Raw genomic sequence first — 8,295 nt, 5'->3', positions numbered from 1 at the left:
CGCATAAGGGGGTGACTACCTAATTGCGCAGTGTTCCCAAAATCTTTCTCAAAACGACATTGGGTCGCAACGCTCTCTCCGCCCTATTATTGGTCGGCTCTACACCAGGATTGATGACAAATGTGAACCAGTAGTTAAAGCCGTTGTTGATCTTGCCGATGAATTTCTGGACTTTCTCGATAGAGTACTCTTTCTTGATCCAGTGCCGAAGCGCTTCTCGCGCCAATTTCCATAACGTCTTTCTGACTTTTGGCGGAGGATCGTTTTCCAGAGCGGTGGTCAGTATTTCGTAGAGCTCTTTGAGTGCGTTATGTAGCGGAATAGCTTCCTCGAACTTCTCAGCAATATCTTTGGACTCTCGAAGTAGATGTGCCCAACATCGCTGCAAGTGTTTTGTGAATCTGGCATACGGTATCCACCCGTCGCATACTATTATTCCCTTAAATCTCCGAGTTAATACTTCCATCAGAACCTTCATGCCTCGGCTTTTTCGAATCACGAAAAAGGTCTCGGATGGTGTAGTAAATGTCCAGATCCAATGCTTTTCTCCCTGGACACTGATTGAAGTTTCATCCGCGTACACAATCGGAGCGCCTCGAATCTTGCTTAAGATCGCATCATATTCGGATCGGACGGCATCGGCAGCGCGACGGGTTAAATCCAATATCGTAGCAGGACTTATCTTCAACCCGTACGACCTCATCATTGCGTCATGGATCTTTCTGTGAGGCAGTCGATCCTCATATTTGAAAATCGTTGCAAGAGCAATTACGTTGTTCCCAAATTTGCCTTCATGCGGGCAACTTGAATCCTTTGCAGCAACTTCTTTCCGGCAGCAAGGACATCTGTAGTGCGAGATTCTATAATCAGTGACGATGATGGGCTGAGGTTCAGGGATTTCCTCAACGATCTTGGAATCTATTCGAAAAGGAGAACCAAGCTTTGCTCCGCAATCAGGACAGAAATCCATTGTTACTTCCACTTGCCTATCTGGAGTCACATAAGGTCTTGTTACGCCTTTATGCCCAATTTTTTGGCCCGGCTTTCCCTTGTTGCTCTCATCGCGATCCTTTTTACGATTACGGCCACGTCTTAGACTCGGTGGAGTGTGAGCATTCTCATATTGGGCTAGTCGGGCTTCAAGCTCCCGGATTTTGGCCTTAAGTGGCTCAATTTCACTTACGCTTGCCTTAAGCAACTCATTCTCACGCTTTAGAAGCTCATTCTGTTCATGAAGTTGCTTGTTAGTGTCACATTCGTCCATAATCGCCCTAAAAGAATATCGCAATTATATTACTTAATTTTTCTGGTCTAATTTATTTCTGAGGGAAATTTTCGGAAAACTAAGTGGGGGCTAAACACATACAATATTTTAATCCAAAATGCCGTTATCTTCAATTTCTTTGGAATACTTTACACCCCTCATAACAATTTAAAATACATCTACATATTATAAAAAACGGGAATAGCACCCATATTTATGATGGCTTTATACATATCTATCCTAAATTTTCTATTTAATTATTGTTAATTTGCTGATTATTTCGAGTGAGTCACTTTATATAATCAATCCATAGGGATATTGAAACACAATTAGCGTACATATCAAGGAAAAGCCATTCTATGGCCAAATTTTTATGATTTTTTAAATTAATTTTCTCGCCTTGTCGGTCTAATCAGTCTGGTTGTCTCCCAAAATCAAAAAGGTGAACATCTTAGCCCTATAGCAAAGGCTTGAAATCACCCATGAATAATGATCCATTGCCAGAGAGATCGTGCCAAATGGAGGACTTCGTACATGCCGCACGCTTAGAGTTCATGCGCGAATGGTAACAGGACTGGTGTCCGATAACCAAAAAAGTATATATCATAGATACCATATCGCAGCTAAAGAACGAAGAAAGCGATATATCCTAAATCAGCATCAGAATAGACTTTTATGGGGCCACGGCGATTTGAACGCCGGTCACAGGACCCCCAGTCCTGTAGGATACCAGGCTACCCTATGGCCCCGCGCAGCGTTCGTTAGGATGCAGAAGTGGCATATAAGGGTTTCCCACTGAATGAGATCCGGCTCCATCCCTGCGAAATATCGGCTGCATGCTCCCTTAGGCCCGAACTCCGATAAGGCTTCGGATTTTGGCCCTGCACTCTCCGCCAGGCCTGCATGAGAAATTATTTATTATTTAATAGCATATATAAATATATCAGCCGTTTTTCACTCCCACATACATCATCCAGATCCCGACCACCACGGTGAATCCGAATAGCACCAGGCTCTCGATTGCAAATCCATTGGGCAGATCAAAGAGGACCACAGTCCCCATTATGGCTGTGCCCGCACCAATGCTCACTACCCCCAGCCTCGCCGAGAAGGGATAGATCAGAAATCCAAGGCCTATCAGGGCGGCAGCGATCAAGAGTGGAGTTGAAAATAGGGGAATGGATATGTCCATATCCTGCAGTCCCCCGGCAGCGTACTTATAGTTTCTCGTTTGAGTTCGCCATCTATTTACCCTCAGCTCTCAATAGAAAAATGGATGAAGCGCATTTACATGGACCATTCCGCCACCACCCCAGTGGCGCCAGAGGTGCTGGCAGCCATGCTGCCCTATTTTGGGGAGAAATTCGGCAATGCCTCCAGCCTGCACCGATCAGGCCGGGAGGCCAAGGAGGCTTTGGAGGACTCAAGGGAGAAGGTAGCTGCCCTGCTGGGGGCGAGAGCTGAGGAGATCATCTTCACCTCCGGGGGAACGGAGTCAGATAACCTGGCTCTTAAGGGCATAGCCCGCAAAAATCGAAAGCTTGGAAAGCATATCATCACCACCCAAATCGAGCATCCTGCAATCCTGGAGACCTGCCGGGCCCTGGAAAAAGAGGGATTTGAGGTTACCTACCTGCCCGTAACCGGGGAGGGGCTGGTCGAGCTCTCCACTCTGGAGGCCTCCATCCGACCGGATACCATCCTCATCTCTGTGATGCACGCCAACAACGAGGTGGGAACCATCCAGCCCCTGGAGGAGATCGGCCGTCTGGCGGCGGAGAGGGACATCTACCTTCATTCCGATGCCGTGCAGAGCGTAGGAAAGATACCGGTCAATGTAGATGACCTCGGGGTCGATCTGCTATCCCTTTCCGCGCATAAGCTCTACGGGCCGAAGGGTGTGGGGGCTCTATACATCCGCAAAGGCACAAAGCTTGAGAGCATCATCCAGGGAGGGGGCCATGAGCGCCGCCTCAGATCCGGAACGGAGAACATATCCGGAATTGTGGGCCTGGCAAGAGCGGCAGAGCTGGCTGAGAGGGATATGCCCCGAGAGGCGGAGAGATTGGCAGGCCTGCGCGACCGCCTGGCAGAGCTGGTCTTGGGTAAGGTCAAGGAGGCCTGGATAAATGGTACTATGAAAAAGAGGCTTCCCGGCAACCTGAACTTCGGATTCAGATACGTAGAGGGTGAGTCGCTCCTGCTCTTCTTGGACTCCAAAGGGATATGCGTTTCCACAGGCTCCGCCTGCTCGTCTCACAAGCTGGAGCCAAGCCACGTGCTCATGTCCCTGGGCCTCAAAGCCGAGGAATGCCACGGCTCCCTCAGGATCACCCTGGGGATGTCCAACACTCTTGATGAGGTGGAATATGTGGCGGAGAGCATAGTGGAGGCAGTGGAGAGGTTCAGGGGGATATCGGCGCTGGGAAGATAAGCGCTGCAGATAGCACTTTAAAGATTGGGATCTAGATTCAGTAGGCCAAAAACTATAATAACCAGGCATAAAACCAGATCCTGTTTCTGTCTGAGCGAGGAGAGAAGGTCCATAAGGTTGCCATCTACATCCGCCGCCCGGAAGGCTCAGGATCCTGAATGCTCGATGCCATAAATATTTCTGCCATAGCTTTAGCTCTGGTCCTTCTCCTCATCGCCATCAGACAGCTGGGTGAGTTCAAGCTCCAGATCTGGCAGATAATGCTCCTTGGCGCCCTCTTGGTACTTCTCTCGGGAGAGATCTCGCCGGTGGATGCTGCTAGCGCCATAAACCCAGATGTGATGATATTCCTGGCCGGGATGTTCGTGATCGGAGAGGCGATGCGTGAGAGCGGCTACCTATTTCATCTCTTCAACCGCATCTTCTGCCGGGCAAAGAACTTAGACCAGCTCCTGCTCCTCATCCTCTTCGCCATGGGCTTTCTCTCCGCCCTGTTGATGAACGACACTTTAGCTATTATTGGAACTCCTCTCATGCTCTACCTGGCCCAGGCCCTGAGGATCTCCCCCAAGCTTCTCCTTCTCACCCTGGCCTTCGCCGTGACCACCGGCAGCGCCATGAGCCCCATCGGAAACCCTCAGAACCTGCTCATCGCCATCAACGGCAGCCTGACAAATCCATTCCTGGTCTTCTTCCAGTATCTTTTCATTCCAACAGTGGCAAACCTGGTCTTAGCCTACCTTCTCTTAAGGCTCTTCTACAAGAGCCAGTTCCAGCAGACGGCCATCGAGATCCCAAAGGAATGCATCAGCGATCCCACCCTGGCCAATATCTCCCGGATCTCAATTATCCTGCTGCTCATACTCATTCTGGCCAAGGTCCTGGCAGTCACAGTTCAGAGCAGCCAACATTTTTCGCTGACCTACATCGCCATCTTCTCTGCCCTGCCCGTCATCCTCTTCAGCAGTCGAAGATGGGAGATCATGAAGCATATCGACTGGTGCACCCTGGTATTCTTTGCCGCCATGTTCGTTCTGATGGATAGTGTCTGGAGATCTGGATTCTTTCAGAGCATGATGGAAGAGAGCTCTCTTGGCTTTGGATCCATTCCCGTCATCCTGGCTCTGAGCGTCTTTTTGAGCCAGATCATCTCCAATGTGCCATTCGTCGCCCTATTCCAGCCGCTCCTGATTAACCCCTCTGCCCAGGATCTGATGGCCCTGGCAGCAGGCAGCACTATCGCCGGAAACCTCTTCATCCTGGGGGCGGCAAGCAACGTCATTATCATCCAGAACGCCGAGAAGAGCGGGGAGACGCTCACGTTCCTGGATTTCGCCAGGGTGGGAGTGCCACTAACCGCATTGAATGTCTTTGTCTACTGGATATTCCTGTGAGCAGGAAAATGAGATGCTCTTAACTGCAAAAATTAGGAGCAAATCAGATAAAGACCGGAACATGAGTTGAGCGATGGGGCAAATATTTATCCTCAAACCACAGGTTTAGCTTGGTGCCAGGTATGATCGTGAAAGCGATTTATGAGAATAATCTTTTGAGGCCTCAAGAGAAATTAGATCTGAAGGAAGGCGAGGAAGTGGATATAGAAATAAAGAGCAGAGGCATCTTTGGTCTCTTGAAGGATTGGAAGTTGGATTCGCAGTCTTTAAAGGATGAACTGAGAGAGACAGATGGTTAAGCTATTTGCAGATACCTATGCACTGGTGGAGATACTCAAGGGGAATCCCGCCTACGAAAAATACTCTCAAAAAGAGCTTATCTCCTCTGAGTTCAATATCTTTGAGCTGGCCTATGCCATGTACCGGGATTTTGGGAGAACGGATAGCATAAATATACTCTCGTTCCTGAGAAGCAGGATCGAGGTGATTAGCCCCGAAGATCTCGATTATTTAGAAGCCTCAAGATTCAGGTTATCCAATAATAAAAAGGGCAAAAAGCTCTCCCTTATAGACAGCCTCGGCTATATTTGCTCCAAAAGATTAAAAATCCGGTTCCTCACAGGAGACCGGGAATTCAAGGATATTGAGGAAGTAGAATATATAAAATGAATAGGCAGCAATCCATCACTCCGCCATCTCCCCTGGGCTTATACAGACTGAGGCGGCTGGGGCCCGGACCATATGCCACTTTTGCCCATGGCATAGGCCCTGTTTTTGGGCGCATGCTTCGGACGAAGATCTTGCAGATCGCATCTTGTCGCCAAGTTGCTTGCCTGTTTCAGCCATGATGAGGCGCGACTCATATTGAGACATACACTGATCCTTTGATACTTTGATATACTTTAATACGCATCCCTTCTCAGAAAATTCCGCATTCCAATAGCATGCCGACCACCTTAGAGGAGAAGACTGAAATGGCGCTTGAAAGGGAGAGAGAGAGGGTCACTATAGGACTGATTCAGAGCACAGCCTCAGAGGACAGAGATCTGAACCTGAAAAAAGCCATCGGGATGATAAAAGAGGCTGCGAAGAAAGGAGCAAAGATCGTCTGCCTGCCTGAGCTCTACCGGACCCGCTACTTCCCTCAATGGGATCAAAAGGATGCATCCCATCTGGCGGAGACAATTCCGGGTGAATCCACAGATGCCTTCTCCATCCTCGCCCGGGAGCACGAGATAGTGATAATAGTCCCGATCTATGAAAAAACAGAGGGCGACTACTTTAACTCCGCCGCGGTGATAGACAATGACGGCAGCCTTCTGGAGACCTACCGCAAGATCCACATCCCCCATGATCCCCTCTTTTACGAGCAGAGCTACTTCTCTCCTGGCGACGAGATCCGGATCTATGATACCCGCTATGCCAGGTTTGCCGTCTTCATCTGTTATGATCAATGGTTCCCTGAGGCGGCCCGAGTGGCAGCCCTGGGCGGAGCCCAGATCATCTTCTATCCCACCGCCATCGGCAATATCATGGACCAGGGAGAGCCGGCAGAAGGAGACTGGCACGATGCCTGGGAGACGGTGCAGCGGGGCCATGCCATCTCCAACAGCATATGCGTAGCCGCCGTCAACCGGGTGGGCAGAGAAGAGAGCCTCAGCTTCTGGGGCAGCTCCTTCGTATCTGACTCATTCGGCAATATCGTGGCAAAAGCGAGCGGCGACAGAGAAGAGGTTTTATTGGCTGACCTGGATCTGGCCAAAAACAAGTCTGTCCGGGAGGGATGGGGCTTTTTCCGCAATCGCAGGCCTGATCTTTACTGGCCCATCATCGAGATGGTCAAAGAGCCTGCCCCTCAGATAAAGGCAAGAGAGGCGATGATGGAAAAGATCGATAGGAAGGATGCTCTCTGCCTGGTGGATACGCCCCTGCAGCTGGGCTTTCATATGCCTGCAGAATGGGAAGAGCATGAAGCGATATGGCTCTCCTGGCCCTATGATCAGGAGACATTCTTCGATATAGAAAAAGTGGAGGACGCATACATCGCCATCATCAAAGCCATGCATAAGAGCGAGATGGTCAACCTCCTGGTCAGAGACGAGATGATGCTCAGCGCTGTTATTGAGCGGCTGAGAGAGGAGAAGGTGGAGCTGCTTCGGATCAGATTCCACCAGATAAATTATGCGGATGTCTGGTTCCGGGATTATGGCCCAACATTCGTAGTATCTCGGGGGGAAAACAAGGGAATGGATAATATCGCTATGGTCGCCTGGACCTTCAATGCCTGGGGGGAAAAGTATCCCGGATTGATGAGAGACACCAGAATCCCCTGTCTGATAAATGACGACCTCAAGATGGAGTGCTTCATTCCAGGAATAGTCCTGGAGGGCGGATCCATCGATGTGAACGGCTCGGGGACGGTCCTGACCACAGAGCAGTGCCTCCTCAATCGCAATCGCAACCCAGGCCTGAATAAGGAGGAGATCGAGAGCTATCTCAAAGAGTATTTGGGGGCAAGGAAAGTTATCTGGCTGAAGGAGGGGATAGCAGGAGACGACACAGACGGACATGTGGACGACATCGCCAGGTTCGTCGATCCGACCACAGTGCTCTGTGCCTTCGAGGAGGATCCTGATGATGAGAACTATGCTCCTCTCAAGGCGAACTACGAACAGCTCTGCCAGGAGACCGATCAGGATGGAAATCCCCTGAAGGTCATCAAGCTGCCCATGCCTGGTCTGGTGGAAAATGAGAGTGGACGGCTGCCTGCCAGCTATGCCAACTTCTATATCGGAAACGATGTGGTTCTGGTTCCCTTATTTAGGAATGAGAACGACCAGAAGGCGCTTAAGATAATCCAAGGAGCCTTCCCGGATAGAATGGTGGTGGGAATCGATTGCCGCGAAATGGTGGAGGGGCTGGGGACGATTCATTGCATCAGCCAGCAGCAGCCAAAGATCAGATGATTGCGATGGCAATCATTCGCACGCCATATTCATAAAATATTAATAAAATATGAAAAGTAAAGAAATGGCGGTGTGAGATCGCCTTTGCAGATCGGCCTGTGTTATTGGCCACTGCTATTCGCCATTTGCCTGCTGATAGCGCCAGGGAATCATAGTGACCACTCCCATGAATAAATTCACGGGCATCTTCGGACTTTCAACCGATGGCATCTAAAGAATGTTAACACAAGTTAAAGA

The 8,295-nt window shown here is 49.8% G+C and carries 6 protein-coding genes, 1 tRNA gene and 1 pseudogene; 5 read left to right on the top strand and 3 right to left on the bottom strand.

Annotation, left to right across the window (positions count from 1 at the left end):
• Positions 1-22: 22 nt before the first annotated feature.
• The 3 genes and pseudogenes from tnpC to BP727_RS12800 form a co-directional block, all read right to left on the bottom strand.
• A pseudogene (gene tnpC, locus BP727_RS12810) lies at positions 23-1,264 on the bottom strand (IS66 family transposase); the annotation flags it as partial.
• Between the two features lie 676 nt (positions 1,265-1,940).
• Positions 1,941-2,013 (bottom strand) — tRNA-Pro (locus BP727_RS12805).
• 194 nt (positions 2,014-2,207) lie between these two features.
• Positions 2,208-2,456: a hypothetical protein gene (locus tag BP727_RS12800; RefSeq protein ID WP_013720695.1), complete on the bottom strand. Its 249-nt coding sequence runs from the start codon at positions 2,454-2,456 to the stop codon at positions 2,208-2,210.
• 84 nt (positions 2,457-2,540) lie between these two features.
• Here BP727_RS12800 and nifS point away from each other — a divergent pair, with 84 nt between their 5' ends.
• The 5 genes from nifS (at position 2,541) to BP727_RS12775 (ending at position 8,058) form a co-directional block, all read left to right on the top strand.
• Positions 2,541-3,698: a cysteine desulfurase NifS gene (gene nifS / locus BP727_RS12795; protein ID WP_286859194.1), complete on the top strand. Its 1,158-nt coding sequence runs from the start codon at positions 2,541-2,543 to the stop codon at positions 3,696-3,698.
• A 158-nt stretch (positions 3,699-3,856) separates the two neighbouring features.
• Positions 3,857-5,092: an SLC13 family permease gene (locus tag BP727_RS12790; RefSeq protein ID WP_276620484.1), complete on the top strand. Its 1,236-nt coding sequence runs from the start codon at positions 3,857-3,859 to the stop codon at positions 5,090-5,092.
• Positions 5,093-5,214: 122 nt separating this feature from the next.
• The gene (locus tag BP727_RS12785) at positions 5,215-5,391 is read left to right on the top strand and encodes an antitoxin family protein (RefSeq protein ID WP_157863854.1); all 177 of its coding nucleotides are present in this window, start codon (positions 5,215-5,217) and stop codon (positions 5,389-5,391) included.
• The gene (locus BP727_RS12780; RefSeq protein WP_273278699.1) at positions 5,384-5,761 is read left to right on the top strand and encodes a PIN domain-containing protein; all 378 of its coding nucleotides are present in this window, start codon (positions 5,384-5,386) and stop codon (positions 5,759-5,761) included. The genes BP727_RS12785 and BP727_RS12780 overlap by 8 nt, the downstream gene beginning before the upstream one ends.
• Before the next feature lie 305 nt (positions 5,762-6,066).
• Complete coding sequence (locus BP727_RS12775) at positions 6,067-8,058, top strand: agmatine deiminase family protein (RefSeq protein WP_286859190.1); 1,992 nt, start codon at positions 6,067-6,069, stop codon at positions 8,056-8,058.
• Positions 8,059-8,295 lie beyond the last annotated feature (237 nt).

The organism is Methanosaeta sp. UBA356 (assembly GCF_002496465.1).
GTDB classification, from domain to species: domain Archaea; phylum Halobacteriota; class Methanosarcinia; order Methanotrichales; family Methanotrichaceae; genus Methanothrix; species Methanothrix soehngenii.
Note: the sequence above shows the minus strand (reverse complement) of the source record. Positions and strands in the feature narration are given on the sequence as shown.

What these genes read in the sequence shown, in the direction of transcription:
- BP727_RS12785 (WP_157863854.1), top strand. Translation starts at nt 5,215, where the DNA reads ATGATCGTGAAAGCGATTTATGAGAATAATCTTTTGAGGCCTCAAGAG.
- BP727_RS12800 (WP_013720695.1), bottom strand. Translation starts at nt 2,456, where the DNA reads ATGGACATATCCATTCCCCTATTTTCAACTCCACTCTTGATCGCTGCC.
- BP727_RS12790 (WP_276620484.1), top strand. Translation starts at nt 3,857, where the DNA reads ATGCTCGATGCCATAAATATTTCTGCCATAGCTTTAGCTCTGGTCCTT.
- BP727_RS12780 (WP_273278699.1), top strand. Translation starts at nt 5,384, where the DNA reads ATGGTTAAGCTATTTGCAGATACCTATGCACTGGTGGAGATACTCAAG.
- nifS (WP_286859194.1), top strand. Translation starts at nt 2,541, where the DNA reads ATGAAGCGCATTTACATGGACCATTCCGCCACCACCCCAGTGGCGCCA.
- BP727_RS12775 (WP_286859190.1), top strand. Translation starts at nt 6,067, where the DNA reads ATGGCGCTTGAAAGGGAGAGAGAGAGGGTCACTATAGGACTGATTCAG.